The following is a 14411-nucleotide window of genomic DNA, read 5'->3' as shown; positions in this document are numbered from 1 at the left end:
CCCTCACTTCCTTTCATACCAATTCCTTTGACGACCCGTTAGAAAGACGAGTAATCCGATCAAAGCAAGTATCAGAAGTCCTGCTGACCATGGCACCCATTGCGGAACCTTAATCTTGAAGACTGTTTCCTCATTGATCTTATCCGCCCGTTCTTTACCAACTGTGAAAGTTTCTTTCCATTTCCACGTACGTCCATCCCCTTTGGCTTCACCCGTAAACACATAGGTTCCGGCTTGGAAATTCTCAAGACCTAACGGAATCTCAAAGTTGAAATTAGAATTTGGAGCCACAGAGAAATTCTCCATTTTATGTTTGGCTAAAACCTCGGACTTTCCTTTACGAGTAATCTGACCGTTGATTTTCATTTCCTGTAAAACCTTCGGCTGATCATTCTGGATATTCGCCGCGATCACTTTTCGTCCGTTCGATAGATTCAGACCAACCTTTTTCAAATGAAGCTCTGCTCCATGATTGAAGGTTTCCTCATCTTCTGTCAGCATCAACGCGATTACGCGCGCGTATTCTGAGGTCAGTCCATTTTTATTTTGTTCCGACTTCTCGTTTTTACGAACAAAGCGTAAGGAACCAAGCTTTACTCCGGTAAAATCTTTTTTCGGTGTTGAAATCTCATACTCAACTATCTTTTCCTCAAAGTTCTGAACCGTTACCTCTTTGACATTGTCTTTGATCTTCACCAAGTCTGTGATCGGATTTTTTAAGCTTCGATCCAGCTTTGGCTTCGGATTCGCATAGTCAATCGCACCTACGGAACTGCTGACGGCATCATGAACTGCCAAACTAACTGTCACCGGTTCTTTTTTCGTACTGATGACTTTAACTTGGATCGTTTGGGTTTGTTTCGGTTCCATTGATAGATAATAGTAGGTTTTTGTTTTGTCCACTTGATTCTCTGAGATGATACTTTCAACGGTATAGCCAGCCGGATCTTTCGAATCCTCTGCTGCATAAGTTGTCATCGAAACAAATAAAGTCCCAACTACTAGTAATAGAAGAAACCTGAGTTTTCTAAGTTTACTTCGCATCGTCATGGCGTCCTCCTTCAACAAAAAAGGGGAGAGGAGACGCCCTCCTGCTCCTCTTTTCGTTTAATTTCTTATAGAGTGTCATCCAATGACCAAGTTAATTTACCAGTAAATTCTTTACCAGCATTGACTACATTTGATGGAACATTCAGTTTAATGTTAGACATTTCCATTGCACTTGCGCCTTGGAAAGTACCCGTTCCGCCAGTACCATCTTCCATCACTTTTGTTGCTGCAGCACCTTGGCTCAGTGTGAAGTTAGCAGCTGTAACTGCTGCGGAACCTGTTGGTGCGATGATTGATCCGGGTAGTTCTGGTTTAGCCGTTCCTGTATACCCTTGTTTCAAAGCATCAAACTCAAGTTGTGCACCAACTAGTTGAGTTGAGCCGCTCATTAAATTGCCAAGTTTTGCATTTAGTTCCCATTTGTCAGTTCCGCCCCCACGAGTATCACTGACAACTGTATACATTTTTGATCCGGTTACTTCATTAAATGATGTTTGAGTATAATCATTTGAATCATCAAAATTCAAATTAATAGGCGCCCATTTGATTTCTAATGGTCCGGGATTTACACCTGGACTATGATTGCTAAACCCAATTCCTACTTCTGATTCAGCACTATCTACTTCTGCCGCAAAAGTGGTTCCTCCTGCCGCAAATAAACCTACTACTGTCGCGCTAGTTAATAAACCAGCAACTAATCTTTTCTTATTCATCTCTTTCTCTCCTTAATATAATTTAATTTTTTATATCTATAATGTACAAAAGTGGTACATTTGATATTGGGATAACTAGAACTTTTTTTGTTAAGTTAGGATTACTTTTTTTGCGTAGTTTATCTAAAACTATGAACCCTCATAAAAAAACGATGAAACCGCCCCTCACAGCCCCCCTCTGACGGCAAATGACGGCGCATAAAGTGTCTGTGAATTTTGCGTTCAGCGGACTCCGATTCTTTAATTTAAAATTATTTAAAATATACGGATTGAAGGAATAATTTATTTTAGTAAGCGCTTACTCGGAGTGAGAAAAAAAGGGAGGCAGAATTTCGGGGATTGAAAAATTTTTCAATTATTTATGCTTTATTTTCGCTCACACATGGCGGCTTCCATCTGGTAAATGACTTTTATTTTCTGTTCCATCATAGAATCCGCATAGGTATCCAAGGTCAACTGGGTAGAGCTATGCCCCAGCATAGCGCTGACTGAGTTAATATCGTTTTGCGGTTCTAGGCAGCGCGTCGCAAAGGTATGGCGTAGTTGATGGAAATGAATGTCTTCTAGTCCGCATTGTTTTCGTATCTGATGGAAATGATAGGTCAATAATCTTGGTTCCACAGGTTTGCCTTGGGTAGAGAAGACGTATTTTCCTGTTGCTTTTTTACTGTACTTGAATAGCTGTTTTCGCAAAGGTTTACCGATTGGGACAGAGCGTGTGCCGGATTCTGTTTTCGTTGAGCCAAAGATTAGTTGGGTTTTCTGATCTCCTTTTCTAAGGGCGACACGTTGATAGGTTTGATTGACTGTGATGATATTACGGTCAAAGTCAATGTCGCTCCATTTTAGTGCCGCGATCTCCCCGATTCTTAGTCCTGTGTGCAGTGCTAAGTAGGTTGGTAATCCTGTGTGATTCTTTCTTGATAGCGCGGCTTTCTCTAGTTCATTTTGTTCATCCCACGTTAATGCACGGATGAGTTTTTTTCGTTTTTTCGGCAGTTTTAATAGTAGAAAAGGATTTTGTTTTAGGTAATCTTTTTCTTGGGCTCCATATAAACATTGGTTCGTGATTCTTAAAATGACTTGCATCGTTGATACTTCCAGACCTTTTTCTATCCACTTGTTGACGAGGAATTTCCCATTCTCTAGCTTTAATTCATTGAGATCGATGTTTCCGATATAAGGAAAAACGTATGTTGTCAGCTTAAAGTAGTAGGAATTAAACGTTGAGTGCTTCACCTGTTGTCGGATTTCGTTTAACCAATGGTGTCCCCATTCTTCTAATGGGATGCAGGCACCGCCATATAGTTCTTGGTGGGTCTGGTAATAAGCTTTCATTGCATAGAGCTTTGATCGTACTTCACTGAAGGTCTTTCCATAGATATAGCCATATTTGATTCGTCCGTTGGGTTTATTTCCTTTCTTGTAGCGTCCTTCCCAACGTCCATCTTTTCTTTTATAAATATTTTCGCCTCTGCGCATAATTCTCTCCTTAAATCTTTTCTTATTTTGACGGCTCAATTGACGGTCAATAACTAGATATTTTCTTCTGTTTGTCTTACTTCTAACTGAGTTTTATAGAAAAATTCAATTATGAAACGTTAAATTTATTCTTTTAAGATGATTTTTACAAAATATATTGATTATTCTTTTCCTATATTCTATAATTAAATCAAATCAGTTCGTTTTTTTGTTAATTGAGAACAGATTATAAAAGAATAATGTTCATAGTTTTAGATAAACTACGAAAAAACATTATATGGAAATAATAATTTAGTCAAACAATACCCTCTACATAAGCAAAGGGCGTCCACTCAGTTTTTAATGAGTGGACGCCCTTTTTCCGGTTTTAATTATGTCAATTTGGTTATAAAAACGAAAATGTTTCTCCTTTTTTAATTCATTAAATTATAACAAGATTATTAGAAATTTTCGATTTTCCATAGTTTGCCTTATAAAAAACAGCACGTTTTTCTATTTATTTTCGTCGTATAATTTGAGTGGAACTATTATTTAATAATTATTGTTAGGAGGAGTTACAAATGAATGACGAGCATCAATTAGAAGTGTTAGATGACCGAAAGTGGTCACAATTATGGGAGCGCTATCTTGCGGAGGCGATCGCCTTTGATCCTTTAGAGAAGCACGAGATCAACTGCATCATTCCCCTGCCTGATCGAAAGGGTGTCTTAGTATTTACTGAGAAGGGCTGCTTTTATAACACGCAGAGCGCCTTGAATACCCTGCGTCACTTTGCCTTTGCGCATTGTTTTCCTGATTATAGTATTTTTTCTTCTGTTCTCAAGGACATTGGCAGCTTTGGGAAATACAAGTCACCGTGGATCTGTCCTTTTTTTGCCCTATTTCCGCTAGAGAGTGTGCGACATACTGTCTGGATCAATCCGCTAAAAATTAGAGATATATCGACTTCTGGTATCTTGCTTTACGCTGAGATGGTGGCTGGGCTCATGCTCACTGTACCGATCCGACGGTATGCCATCTTATTACGCGCGGAGATCGCCTGTGCTGTCTTAGCGGCGGTCCGGCAAGACTCGTTTTACCAGTCCACATTAGGTGGGGCTCCTAAGGATTATTTAAAGCTGCATCGAACCCCCTTTGGCAACAGCTTGAGAAAGCGCCCAATGCTCCAGCAATTTACCACCAAAGCTGGCGAGGTCAATCGGCGCTATCAACGTGCCCGCTTTCTTCATTACTACGATGAATTGATTGATGAGCCTGAGAATACGTCTTGGGAATCATGGAATTAATATAAATGCACGAGCTTAACTGGACGATTTTTCGTCCAGTTTTTTTTGTGGGCTTTTTTTATTGAAGCGGCTGTAGCATAAATGAGAAAAAAACGCAAGTTCCAATTAGCGGCAAAAATGTCCAATTACAGGGGTTCAAAACGGTAACTCAACGTTTCTAAGGCCTAAAAGTTCGAAATTGGACATCTGCCATCGATTTTGGACATCGTGGTTTTTTTGACTTTCGGCTATTCTTTAGTCACCGGCCGGTACAAAAAAATTCAAACACATGGAGGCGTTACAATGATTCAAAAATTAAGTACCAAATTACAAGTGCAGCTCTCAGTACCTGGAGTGGAGAAGTTAAAGAAAGTCACGTTCCAAAATGTCGTCGATAACCCAGATGAAGCAGAGATCCTAAAACTAGGACAGCTTATGAAGGAACTCGACGCAGAAGGCACATTGTTAGACGGCGTAATCATCACCAGCCAATCACGAGTGAGTAAATAATAGGAGGAAAAGTGTAGATGAAAAAATTAGTAGCGATCTTTAAAACCAAAAACGGGCGTTCCCAAACATGGAGCTATCCGAATGCCGACGACAACAAATCCAACGATGAGGTGCGGGGCACCTTAGAGCGATTGACTCTCTTAAACCTATTCGATAAAAATGGCGACAAGTTATTCGATCAAGTCACCAGCGCCAAATTTGTCGAAACTGTCGAACGTATCGTATTTTAAGCAGCATGTGAGGATGGGCGGCTAACCCCCGCCTTCCTCTACTAACTAAAAGGAGGATAAGAATCTATGAATGAACAAACTCTGACTTGCCGACAATTGTTCAATCTTAAATCAACAACACTAGAAAAACGCATTACCAATTACTATTATCAAACGCAAAATAGCAGCTTAACGATCAAATATATCTTGGCATTACGTGTACGGTTCCAGCTTGGTGCGGAGGAGTTTGCCTTCATTCTAAAGGACCTTGTCCGCGATATCTTTATGAATACCAAGGCGACGCGCACCATGAAGCGGTTCTTTTATTACTTTAAGGATTATTTCATGGCACCTGAATGGCGCTCGCTGACTTCAAAAGTATTCCCTGTCCGTAACTTTGGCGAAAAAGCCAAGTCCCTTGTCCGTTCCTTAATTGCAAAAGTCCGTCCTGATGAAACGAATGAACCTTGAGAGTAAACCTACCTACGCATAAAAAAAGAAGAAAGGAAAGTAGAAAGATGACCCATGATTTAGTCACCACCTTCACGAATGGCCTCGGCCAAGAGCACGACTGGACCTATAAAAATGTGAATGCCGATCTACCCGGACCGCAGCTCAAAGAAGCTTGCGAACTATTAACTCAACTAGATATTTTTGAAAAAGACGGCGTAAAACTATTTGATACTGTGGTCACAGGCAGGATCGTCACCACCTATGATCGCGAAGTTTTCGATAAAGAAAAAGAACCAAAGGCCGCCGCCCCTGCCAAATCACCATTAACACCAACAGGAACGATGCTGGCGCAAAAGCTGAGAGACTCGGCAGAAACGGGAAATAACCCTCTTTCATTAAGAATTCAATCACCACAAATCGGAGAAAAGCACACGATTGATGGTCAGAAACACCCTGTCGAACTCCCAACAGCGGCGAAATCAGCACTTCCTATGGCAGAGGAACCCGCGCAGGTCCAGTCTGCCATGCCCGCAAAAGACTTGAAGTCGACCCTGCGGAAAAAGGACTATGAACGTGAAAAGGAACGACTCGCCGAAAATTCCGGCGCGCCCCCGAATCAGCGATCACAACAGGAAATCGGGCACCTCAAACGTTTGATCGCACGCATCTGGGGCAAGCAAAAAGACGGCGACGACGACTCTTCTTGAGGCGCATCTAACTAATAAGAACTAACTGAATACTTTCCTTCTTAACAGCGACTAAGCGTAGGTAACTCGTGTCGTCATCCTCCCACACGGAAAAAGGAGGTGATGCTTATGAGCGAGCTGATCCGATATGTCCTCGCTCCCCTCTTTGTGGGATTGGTCATCGCTCTGGTCAATCATTGGCTGGGCGGACGAGATCCATGACGACATCATAAGGAAGGCTTTGCCAGTTTTTCTAATCACGCTAAGGCGTGATTAGAAAAACGGTTTGTCAGCGAAAATGCGGCTAAATTCTTGGCGAAAATTTAGCCGCATCGATTGATGGATGACTCGCGTGATGCAATGGTAATCGGACTCTTTTTTTGAAAAATGATTTCCTAATTAACGGCGAGAAAGCGAGTTCGTAAAGCTGGACACCAGAATCATTGGTACCAAGGCTATTTATACTCTTTAGGGATCGAGAATATCCCCTGCGATCGGTTGATTGCAGGGGTAAGTTTCGTGGTTTTCTTTGGCAGTTATCTCCATTCGTTTACGTATCTTAGAGTGAAAGAATTTTGATAGTCACTGAATCACCATGCTATAATACAGGGAGAAACCGCCTTTCAGTATGGATTCTTGCTATCTGAAAGGTGTGAAAAAAATGCAAAAATTTTTACCAACAAACGACCTGCTTTTCAAAAAATTATTGACCTCAGAAGATTCCTCGTCTATCCTTAAAGCCTTTGTCAAAGACCTGCTAGGTATTGAATTCCAGACCCTTACGCCAAAAGAAACGTATCATATTGACAGCTATAAAAAAGCCTTTGAAGAAATGGATATCTTACGAACTGAAGTAGACATCTTGGCCATTGGAGAAGATGGCAGTCACACGACGCTCGAATGCCAAATTCAGCCTCATGCCTACTTTCGCGAACGTTCGATTTTTTACTTAGCAGAAGCCTTTTGCAGCCCCTTTGGCAATCTTGAAACCAATGATTTTATTCGAGACAATAATTTTTCCGCCCTGTGCCCTGCCTATGGTATCAATATCGTGGACTTTCACTTATTTGACCAAAAACAAGACGCATTGCAGCTTTTCCGCTTATTAAACGAGCAGACAAATCAGCCGTTTCTTGGAACCAATAGAAAAGAACTGTTGCTCCTATGCTTCCTTAGCCTGAAAAATAATAATAGAAAGAGCCAAAGCGCTATCCACCACTGGCAGCACTTTCTAAAAACTGGCGAGACTCTCGCCAACGCACCCGACTATATAAAAAAAGCCAAACAAAAAGTGGACTATTACAGTCTAGGATCGGAGGAAAAAGAGATGATTATGAAAATCAATAAATCAAAAGCCATCAATGATGCCGTAATCTCTACCGCTCGAGAGGAAGAGAAGAGAAAAGTTGCTCTTCGGCTGATCAAGATGAACTTGCCTATAGAGCAAATCGTAGAAGCTACTGAATTAGACCTTGAAACGATCAAAAAGATAGAAAGTGAACATAAGTGATTGTCCGCCCATCACATACTCAGAAAGGAAAAAAGAGATGATTATGAAGATCAATAAGTCAAAAGCCATCAATGATGCCGTAATCTCTACCGCTCGAATGCAAGGATTTGTGGAAGGCTTTGAACGAGGGTTTAAACAAGGATTTGAACAAGGGTTTAAACAAGGGATTGAGGAAGTGAAGAGAAAAGTTGCTCTTCGATTGATCAAGATGAACTTTCCTATAGAGAAAATCGTGGAAGCTACGGAATTAGACCTTGAAACGATCAAAAAGATAGAAAGTGAACATAAGTGATTGTCCGCCTGTTTCATACTTAGAAAGGAAAAAGAGATGATTATGAAAATCAATAAGTCAAAAGCCATCACTGATGCCGTAATCTCTACTGCTCGAATGCAAGGGATTGAACAAGGGATTGAGGAAGTGAAGAGAAAAGTTGCTCTTCGGTTGATCAAGATGAACTTTCCTATAGAGAAAATCGTAGAAGCTACTGAATTAGACTTTGAAACGATCAAAAAGATAGAAAATGAACATAAATGATGGTACGCCCATTTCATACTCAGAAAGGAAATTGCATTGATTATGAAGATCAATCGTACGAAAACTACCCCTGCGATCGTTTGATTGCAGGGGTAATTTTCGTACGTCTTGTTTATTTTATGCTCTGGTTTTGTTATAGTTTGACAGGCTAATGATTATTAGCTAAACTTAGGCTAACAACTATTAGCCAAGGAGAAACAACGATGGATAAATTACCTACGAAAGAACGGATCGTCATTGAAGCGGCGCGGCTGTTCGCCACTAAGGGGTATGGCGCGGTGAGTGTTGATGAGATTGCACAGGCGGTCGGGATCAAGGCCCCTTCTTTGTACAAGCACCATAAAAACAAGCAGGAGATTTTCGATGCCGTGCTGCAAGAAATGAACGCGCGCTATGAGAAAAATATGGCGGGCTTAATGCTGGATGGTCGTGATGGTAAGGCGGACGCGCCCTTGTTTGATGGCATGTCGGAGGATCAACTGGTGGTGCTGGGGAGAAGGCTGTTTGACTTCTTTTTGCATGATGGGTATGCGGCGGATTTTCGCAAGCTTTTGACGATCGAGCAGTTTCAGGATAGCAAGCTTGCGGCGATGTATACCAAGCAATATGCGGATGACCCGTTGAGCTATCAGGGAATGCTGTTTGCTATGCTGGTCCAAGCGGGCGTGCTGGAGGCGTGGGATACGCAGGTCATGGCGCTGCATTTTTACGCGCCGATCCAGCTTTTGCTGTCGATCTGTGATCGTCATTCGGACAGAGAAATGGAATGTGTGGAGCTGTTGGAGCGGCATATTCGCCAGTTTTATCAGTTGTACCGGATGGAGGCTTGCGATTATGAGTAAGAAACGCGGTTTGATTCATTGGCTGGGGCTACTGGGTGTGGTCAGTCTGCTATCTTATACCGCGGCGGTCGTGTTCAGCCCGCTGGCATATCCCGGCTACGATTGGATGGCGCAGGCGGTCAGTGATCTGAGTGCCGAGAACGCCCCTTCGCGCATCGTCTGGAATCAGTTGGCTTCGCTATCTGGTGTCGGTAGCGTCGTATCTGCTACGGTGCTTTGCGTTTATATTCAAGGAAAACTGACCCGCGCTTTGCGTCTGGGGATTTATTTATTTGCGGTGATGATGTGTCTATCGGCGGTGGGCTATGGGATGTTTCCTTTGACGGACAGCGGATTTGCGGGGACTTTTCAGGATATCATGCACGTCGTTGTCACGGTATTGGTGGTTGTCCTGTCGCTGGCTTCCCTGCTGGTGATTATCGTTAGCTGCCTTCGCGGAAAATCCCATCCCTCATTAGCAAAATGGGCGCTGCTTGCCCTCTTTTTCATGATCGCAGGAGCGATTGGCGTCAATGCGGTGCCCCGCGACTATTTCGGCATCCCCGAACGGTTCAGCGTTTTCGCGGCGATGGGCTTTAATGCCGTTTTGGGTGTTTATTTGTTTCGTGACTTTGCCGACTAGAATTGAGCACTGACGGACAAGCGGAATCGGATGCTCTTTGCTATGATTTTCTATGACACAATAGAAAATGAAAAGAGGGCGTACAATGACTAGAATCGCGGATATTATGATCAAGGAACTGCCAGAACAGCACCTGCTGACGCTGCGCAGGACGATTAACTTTTTTGAAGAATACTCAGAGCTGATGGGAACGGCGGTCGGCAGCATCCTTGCTCTGATCGAAGAAAACGAGGCACAGCCTAGCAGCGGCCCGATCGTCTGCTTCCACAATATCGATCTGGAAGCCTTGGATGTGGAGATCGGCTTCGCCACGCCGCGACCGCTTGAGGGCAAGGGCGAGGTGCAAACCCAGACAAACCCGATCCGCAAGATCGCGCTCACCATCGATCGCGGCCCCTACGAAAAGCAAGATCCTACCTTAGAAGAGCTGATGAACTGGCTCCCCGCCCATGGTTACGAACCAGCCGGCGGCATCTATTATCACTATTTGAACGGCGAAGAACAGCCGGAAGACGAATATCTGACAGAGATGTATATGCCTGTGAGATGACGAGGTTAAGCCCCCATCAAGATTTTGATGGGGGCTTTTGGGTGTATTGGGATGTGGATCTGGTCTAGGGTTTGCTGTGTAGTCCCAAAGCTTACACATCTTCCAGCATCCACTCATTGATTTTCTCATCCGTATCAAGCCGTCTTACGGGCAGATCTTCTGACATTAGAGAAACACCACCTACATTTCCTCACCTTTTTTATCAGGGCGCATCAGCGGAAACAGCACGGAATCTCTTAAGTTCGGTGTTCCGGTGATTACTTGGATCAGACGATCAATCCCCATTCCCCAGCCGGAGATTGGCGGCATCCCATGCCGCATCGCAGTAAGGTATTCCGTGTCCATCACCATCGCTTCTTGGTCGCCGTCTTTATTTAACTGGGCTTGTTCTTCAAGTCTGAGCGCTTGCTCGGCTGGATCGACCAGCTCTGAGTAGCCATTGATAATTTCAGCGCCGTTAATGATTAATTGGAAACGATCGGTAATTTGCGGATCTTGGTCATTGGCTCGCGCCAGTGGTGACAGCTCAATCGGGTGCTCTGTTAAAAATGTGGGCTGAATGATTTGCGGGCGGCTCACTTTTTTATAAAGCAGATCAATCAAATTTCCTTTTCCCATCGCAGCTAAATCGTCGCTGGTATTCAGCTCAATCTTGTTTCTTTTGATTTCAGCCAATAAGCTTTCCGCCGTTTCGAACTGGTTGATATCGATGCCGCAGTCTTTTATCAGCAGCTCTCGGAAGGTGACGATCGGCCACTCGCCGGCAAATTCGACCGAATGATCATTGATGGTAATCGCGGTTTTGCCGAAAACTTTTTCGATCACTGAAACGAGCATGCGCTGCAGGAATTTCATATTATCTAAATAATTATAGTAGGCGCAATAGGCTTCCAGCATCGTAAAATCCTGCAGGTGGGTAGCGTCCATCCCCTCGTTGCGAAAACAGCGGGCAAATTCAAACACCTTCGTAAACCCGCCAACGATCGCCCGCTTTAAGTACGTTTCAGGAGCGATCCGCAGGAAGACATCGATATCTAACGCATTATGATGCGAGACAAAAGGCTTCGCCAAGGCACCAGAAGGCTGATTGGTCAATACCGGCGTTTCGATCTCAATGTATTGTTCCTCTTCCAAATAACGGCGAATCGCCTGAATCATTTTCGTCCGCAACAAGAAGCGCTCCTTGGTCTTCTGATTCATAATCAAATCAAGGTAGCGTTGACGGTAGATCAGCTCAGAATTCTGCAGGCCATGGAATTTCTCCGGCAGCGGCAGGAAGCTTTTTCCCAAAAAAGTATACGCCTTGACTCTTAACGTTTTCTCTCCGGTTTTGGTGGTAAAGATGGACCCTTCCAGTCCGATAAAATCACCTGTGTCAATGATTTGCTGGAAGTGGTTATAGCGTTCCTCACCGACCTCATCTTTTTTGATGGCGGCTTGGACTTGCCCCGCGATATCGGAGATTCGGAAAAACGTGAGCTTTCCGATTTTTCGAAAAGCGGTTATTCTCCCTGCGATTTTCACGTCTGTCGTCCCATCTTCTAGTGAAGCCACCTTGCAAATCTCTTCATTTACTTCATATCTGTCAGGATAAGGAGTCTTTATCTCCTTTACCTTTGCGATCCTGACCTCTTCTAATGATAAATTCTCCATCTCGATTCCTCCTTATAATAAAAAAAGCCTCCGTCCATAAAAGGACGAAAGCTTTGTTTCGTGGTACCATCTTTTTTCATCTATGCCTCTCGGCACAAATCTCTGCAAGTACGGGCAATTAGCCGATACTCTGATGCTATAATGGGCATTCCCATCGCAGTCTCAATACAAACCTGTATAGTCGGTGCGCCGCTCAGAGTCTTTTCAGTAAGTCTCTTTTGTACCCTCTTTCAGCAACCGAGGGCTCTCTGTAACAAAAGCTGAAGCAAACATTCTCTCTTCATCGCGTTCAATATTTCTTAGTATAATCACATAAAGCCGATGAGAAGTCAAGCTTAAAATAATGTGAATAACGCAGATTTCCAATTAATTTTCGACCGTATTGGCGTTGGATTTTCTGTTATTTTTTGATCGTTCATTTTCGCTGAAATTTATCGATCCAAAAAAGCTTTTGACAAAGAATCGCTCCTCTGTCAAAAGCTTCAGCGAATGGTTATTTTTTATATTTTCTCCAACTGTGGAGCTTGCTCCTCTATAAAAACGTAGTAATAATACTGCCGACAACAATCAGTGTTAAGCCGATCAAGGTGTAGCGCAATTCCTTCGGCGTTTTTTTCTCTTTAAGGATGAACATGCCGCCGAGTGTCGAGATCACGACATTCAGCTGTGTGATCACATAGGCTGTCGCAACGCCATTGCCTTGTGCTGAGAAAATGTAGGCAAAGGCTGAGATACTGAAGATGATCCCGACGATCACGGCCTTATAGCTCTTGTCACTTTTCAGCGCTGTTGGCTGTTTGAAGAGAACGTAGATCAGTGCTGCTGCGAATACTCCCAGCATTTGCGGGAAGAAGATCGCCGCGCCAGAGGCATCGACTAATTTTGGCAGTGCGCTGTATACCCAGTACCCAACGCTTGTGGTTGCCAAGATGATCAGCCCTTTGCTCAATCCGCTCTTATTGCTGGAATCCTCGGTTACCGCAGTCAATGCCGCGCCGATGATCAATAAGATGATCGCCCCAAAGCCAATGATCCGTGAAGTCGTTCCGGCCCATTCGTTAAAAAGCAGCATCCCAATCAAGGAAGTTCCCACCAGCTGCAAACCGGTTGAGATCGGCATGGTTCTTGAAACCCCCAGCAAATTAAAGGCCATGTATTGCCCCGTTTGACCAATCACCCAAAAAGCACCTGAGGCCATCGCCAGCATAAATGTTCCTAGAGAAAGGCTCTGATCGGTAAAGAAAAAGTAGACCACCAGACCGACGAGCAGTGTCCCGATCCCCGTTCCTAAAATCTCATTGACGGGACGTCCTCCGATTTTTTTCAAAATCAGCGGTTGAATCCCCCAGCCGATCGCTGGAATTAATGCAATTAAAATATTCATCCGTTACAGTCCTTTCTGTTTTAGCCTTTGCCGCCTTGAAATGCTGGATAAAGCGTCATTCCGCCATCCACGAACAGCGTGATCCCTGTGACATAGCTGGATTCCTCCGAGGCTAACCAAGCCGCCGCTGCCGCGACCTCGCTAGGATCACCGATTCTTTGCATCGGTACCATGCTGGTGGTGGTCTTTAATTGCTCCGGATCTTCGAATTTCTTGGCATTGATCGGAGTATTGATCGCGCCAGGTCCAATACAGTTCACCCGAATGTTGCGAGCCGCGTATTCCATCGCGACGGATTCAGAAAAGAGTTTTACCCCGCCTTTTGAAGCCGCATAATGAGCAAAAGTCGTCCAAGGGATCTGTTCATGGACCGAGGACATATTGATGATATTGCCTTTTTTGTCCTGCTCAAGAAAATAATTCAGCGCCGCCTTCGTTCCTAAAAAGACGCCGGTTAAGTTGACTTTGGTTACCTTCTCCCATTCTTCCAACGGCAGCTTGTGGGTCTCATAGCGATTTTCCATCCCCGCATTATTGACCCACAGATCCAGATCGCCAAACTCCTTGATCGCCGCATCGATCAGCGCCTGATTGCCTTCTTCTGTGGATACATCCGCTTGAACCGCGATGGCTTTGCCGCCAGCCTTTTCGATCAGCTCGACCGCCTCTTGGGCCCCTTCTTCATCTGAATGATAGTTGACGACGACCTTCATTTGCTCTTGGCCGAAGCGTTCCGATACGGCCGTGCCGATTCCTTTCGATCCGCCAGTGATGATCGCTACTTTGTTTTTTAAGTCGGTATACATCCTGTTCTCTCCTTTACGTGTTTTAGTAAGTTGTTTAATGATTTTTCATCGTACTTTTAGTAAATATCCTACCCTGTTCCAATAAACTTTCATAATAAAACGCTCAGAATCACCAAATTCCCGTTATAAACAACCGATAGT

18 protein-coding genes are annotated in these 14411 nt (G+C 43.9%); 12 read left to right on the top strand and 6 right to left on the bottom strand.

All coding sequences use genetic code 11. From position 1 onward, the window contains the following. Positions 1 to 3 precede the first annotated feature (3 nt). The 3 genes from FFR60_RS20975 to FFR60_RS20965 form a co-directional block, all read right to left on the bottom strand. A complete protein-coding gene (locus FFR60_RS20975; RefSeq protein WP_249355059.1) occupies positions 4 to 1050 on the bottom strand; it encodes a WxLIP family cell surface protein in 1047 nt (348 codons plus the stop codon). Between the two features lie 65 nt (positions 1051 to 1115). Next, on the bottom strand, positions 1116 to 1763 hold the full coding sequence (locus FFR60_RS20970) for a WxL domain-containing protein (RefSeq protein ID WP_137665680.1): 648 nt from the start codon (positions 1761 to 1763) through the stop codon (positions 1116 to 1118). Positions 1764 to 2129: 366 nt separating this feature from the next. Continuing rightward, positions 2130 to 3245, bottom strand: a complete 1116-nt coding sequence (locus FFR60_RS20965) for a tyrosine-type recombinase/integrase (RefSeq protein WP_137665679.1) — start codon at positions 3243 to 3245, stop codon at positions 2130 to 2132. Between the two features lie 560 nt (positions 3246 to 3805). On the opposite strand from FFR60_RS20965, the gene FFR60_RS20960 reads away from it, so the two are divergent. The 12 genes from FFR60_RS20960 to FFR60_RS20905 all read left to right on the top strand — a co-directional run bounded on the left by FFR60_RS20960 (position 3806) and on the right by FFR60_RS20905 (position 10427). Beyond that, the gene (locus tag FFR60_RS20960) at positions 3806 to 4531 is read left to right on the top strand and encodes a hypothetical protein (protein WP_137665678.1); all 726 of its coding nucleotides are present in this window, start codon (positions 3806 to 3808) and stop codon (positions 4529 to 4531) included. A 282-nt stretch (positions 4532 to 4813) separates the two neighbouring features. Continuing rightward, positions 4814 to 5020: a hypothetical protein gene (locus FFR60_RS20955; protein ID WP_088935660.1), complete on the top strand. Its 207-nt coding sequence runs from the start codon at positions 4814 to 4816 to the stop codon at positions 5018 to 5020. Between the two features lie 17 nt (positions 5021 to 5037). Then, on the top strand, positions 5038 to 5250 hold the full coding sequence (locus FFR60_RS20950; protein ID WP_137665677.1) for a DUF2922 family protein: 213 nt from the start codon (positions 5038 to 5040) through the stop codon (positions 5248 to 5250). 66 nt (positions 5251 to 5316) lie between these two features. Next, positions 5317 to 5700, top strand: a complete 384-nt coding sequence (locus tag FFR60_RS20945; protein WP_137665676.1) for a hypothetical protein — start codon at positions 5317 to 5319, stop codon at positions 5698 to 5700. Between the two features lie 116 nt (positions 5701 to 5816). Beyond that, positions 5817 to 6389: a hypothetical protein gene (locus FFR60_RS22850; protein WP_212741914.1), complete on the top strand. Its 573-nt coding sequence runs from the start codon at positions 5817 to 5819 to the stop codon at positions 6387 to 6389. A 102-nt stretch (positions 6390 to 6491) separates the two neighbouring features. Beyond that, complete coding sequence (locus tag FFR60_RS20935; RefSeq protein WP_260455862.1) at positions 6492 to 6590, top strand: type I toxin-antitoxin system Fst family toxin; 99 nt, start codon at positions 6492 to 6494, stop codon at positions 6588 to 6590. Between the two features lie 439 nt (positions 6591 to 7029). Continuing rightward, positions 7030 to 7878: an Rpn family recombination-promoting nuclease/putative transposase gene (locus FFR60_RS20930; protein ID WP_137665674.1), complete on the top strand. Its 849-nt coding sequence runs from the start codon at positions 7030 to 7032 to the stop codon at positions 7876 to 7878. A 43-nt stretch (positions 7879 to 7921) separates the two neighbouring features. Next, the gene (locus tag FFR60_RS20925) at positions 7922 to 8170 is read left to right on the top strand and encodes a hypothetical protein (protein ID WP_249355057.1); all 249 of its coding nucleotides are present in this window, start codon (positions 7922 to 7924) and stop codon (positions 8168 to 8170) included. Between the two features lie 42 nt (positions 8171 to 8212). Continuing rightward, complete coding sequence (locus tag FFR60_RS20920; RefSeq protein ID WP_212741913.1) at positions 8213 to 8413, top strand: hypothetical protein; 201 nt, start codon at positions 8213 to 8215, stop codon at positions 8411 to 8413. A gap of 203 nt (positions 8414 to 8616) precedes the next feature. Beyond that, on the top strand, positions 8617 to 9255 hold the full coding sequence (locus tag FFR60_RS20915) for a TetR/AcrR family transcriptional regulator (protein ID WP_137665672.1): 639 nt from the start codon (positions 8617 to 8619) through the stop codon (positions 9253 to 9255). Then, positions 9248 to 9877, top strand: coding sequence for a DUF998 domain-containing protein (locus tag FFR60_RS20910; RefSeq protein ID WP_137665671.1), 630 nt, complete (start codon positions 9248 to 9250; stop codon positions 9875 to 9877). Before FFR60_RS20915 ends, FFR60_RS20910 begins: the two co-directional genes overlap by 8 nt. A gap of 85 nt (positions 9878 to 9962) precedes the next feature. Then, on the top strand, positions 9963 to 10427 hold the full coding sequence (locus tag FFR60_RS20905) for a GyrI-like domain-containing protein (RefSeq protein ID WP_137665670.1): 465 nt from the start codon (positions 9963 to 9965) through the stop codon (positions 10425 to 10427). 180 nt (positions 10428 to 10607) lie between these two features. Here FFR60_RS20905 and lysS read toward each other — a convergent pair whose 3' ends face one another. The 3 genes from lysS to FFR60_RS20890 all read right to left on the bottom strand — a co-directional run bounded on the left by lysS (position 10608) and on the right by FFR60_RS20890 (position 14270). Further along, a complete protein-coding gene (gene lysS, locus FFR60_RS20900; protein WP_137665669.1) occupies positions 10608 to 12080 on the bottom strand; it encodes a lysine--tRNA ligase in 1473 nt (490 codons plus the stop codon). Positions 12081 to 12612: 532 nt separating this feature from the next. Beyond that, positions 12613 to 13464 (bottom strand): GRP family sugar transporter, encoded by an 852-nt coding sequence (locus FFR60_RS20895; RefSeq protein ID WP_137665668.1) that lies wholly within the window; start codon positions 13462 to 13464, stop codon positions 12613 to 12615. 20 nt (positions 13465 to 13484) lie between these two features. Next, the gene (locus tag FFR60_RS20890) at positions 13485 to 14270 is read right to left on the bottom strand and encodes a glucose-1-dehydrogenase (RefSeq protein ID WP_137665667.1); all 786 of its coding nucleotides are present in this window, start codon (positions 14268 to 14270) and stop codon (positions 13485 to 13487) included. Between the last annotated feature and the right edge of the window lie 141 nt (positions 14271 to 14411).

Origin of the sequence: Enterococcus hulanensis (genome assembly GCF_005405485.1) — a bacterium.
Taxonomy (GTDB): domain Bacteria; phylum Bacillota; class Bacilli; order Lactobacillales; family Enterococcaceae; genus Enterococcus_A; species Enterococcus_A hulanensis.
The sequence above is the reverse complement of the archived record's forward strand: the minus strand, read 5'-3'. Positions and strand labels throughout refer to the sequence as shown.

Excerpts from the sequence above, each read along its gene's own strand:
- FFR60_RS20890 (WP_137665667.1), bottom strand. The coding sequence starts at position 14,270 with ATGTATACCGACTTAAAAAACAAAGTAGCGATCATCACTGGCGGATCG.
- FFR60_RS20950 (WP_137665677.1), top strand. The coding sequence starts at position 5,038 with ATGAAAAAATTAGTAGCGATCTTTAAAACCAAAAACGGGCGTTCCCAA.
- FFR60_RS20905 (WP_137665670.1), top strand. The coding sequence starts at position 9,963 with ATGACTAGAATCGCGGATATTATGATCAAGGAACTGCCAGAACAGCAC.
- FFR60_RS20910 (WP_137665671.1), top strand. The coding sequence starts at position 9,248 with ATGAGTAAGAAACGCGGTTTGATTCATTGGCTGGGGCTACTGGGTGTG.
- FFR60_RS20935 (WP_260455862.1), top strand. The coding sequence starts at position 6,492 with ATGCTTATGAGCGAGCTGATCCGATATGTCCTCGCTCCCCTCTTTGTG.
- FFR60_RS20960 (WP_137665678.1), top strand. The coding sequence starts at position 3,806 with ATGAATGACGAGCATCAATTAGAAGTGTTAGATGACCGAAAGTGGTCA.
- FFR60_RS20920 (WP_212741913.1), top strand. The coding sequence starts at position 8,213 with ATGAAAATCAATAAGTCAAAAGCCATCACTGATGCCGTAATCTCTACT.
- FFR60_RS20895 (WP_137665668.1), bottom strand. The coding sequence starts at position 13,464 with ATGAATATTTTAATTGCATTAATTCCAGCGATCGGCTGGGGGATTCAA.
- FFR60_RS20925 (WP_249355057.1), top strand. The coding sequence starts at position 7,922 with ATGAAGATCAATAAGTCAAAAGCCATCAATGATGCCGTAATCTCTACC.
- FFR60_RS20915 (WP_137665672.1), top strand. The coding sequence starts at position 8,617 with ATGGATAAATTACCTACGAAAGAACGGATCGTCATTGAAGCGGCGCGG.
- FFR60_RS20965 (WP_137665679.1), bottom strand. The coding sequence starts at position 3,245 with ATGCGCAGAGGCGAAAATATTTATAAAAGAAAAGATGGACGTTGGGAA.
- FFR60_RS20970 (WP_137665680.1), bottom strand. The coding sequence starts at position 1,763 with ATGAATAAGAAAAGATTAGTTGCTGGTTTATTAACTAGCGCGACAGTA.
- FFR60_RS20930 (WP_137665674.1), top strand. The coding sequence starts at position 7,030 with ATGCAAAAATTTTTACCAACAAACGACCTGCTTTTCAAAAAATTATTG.
- FFR60_RS20945 (WP_137665676.1), top strand. The coding sequence starts at position 5,317 with ATGAATGAACAAACTCTGACTTGCCGACAATTGTTCAATCTTAAATCA.
- FFR60_RS20955 (WP_088935660.1), top strand. The coding sequence starts at position 4,814 with ATGATTCAAAAATTAAGTACCAAATTACAAGTGCAGCTCTCAGTACCT.
- lysS (WP_137665669.1), bottom strand. The coding sequence starts at position 12,080 with ATGGAGAATTTATCATTAGAAGAGGTCAGGATCGCAAAGGTAAAGGAG.
- FFR60_RS20975 (WP_249355059.1), bottom strand. The coding sequence starts at position 1,050 with ATGACGATGCGAAGTAAACTTAGAAAACTCAGGTTTCTTCTATTACTA.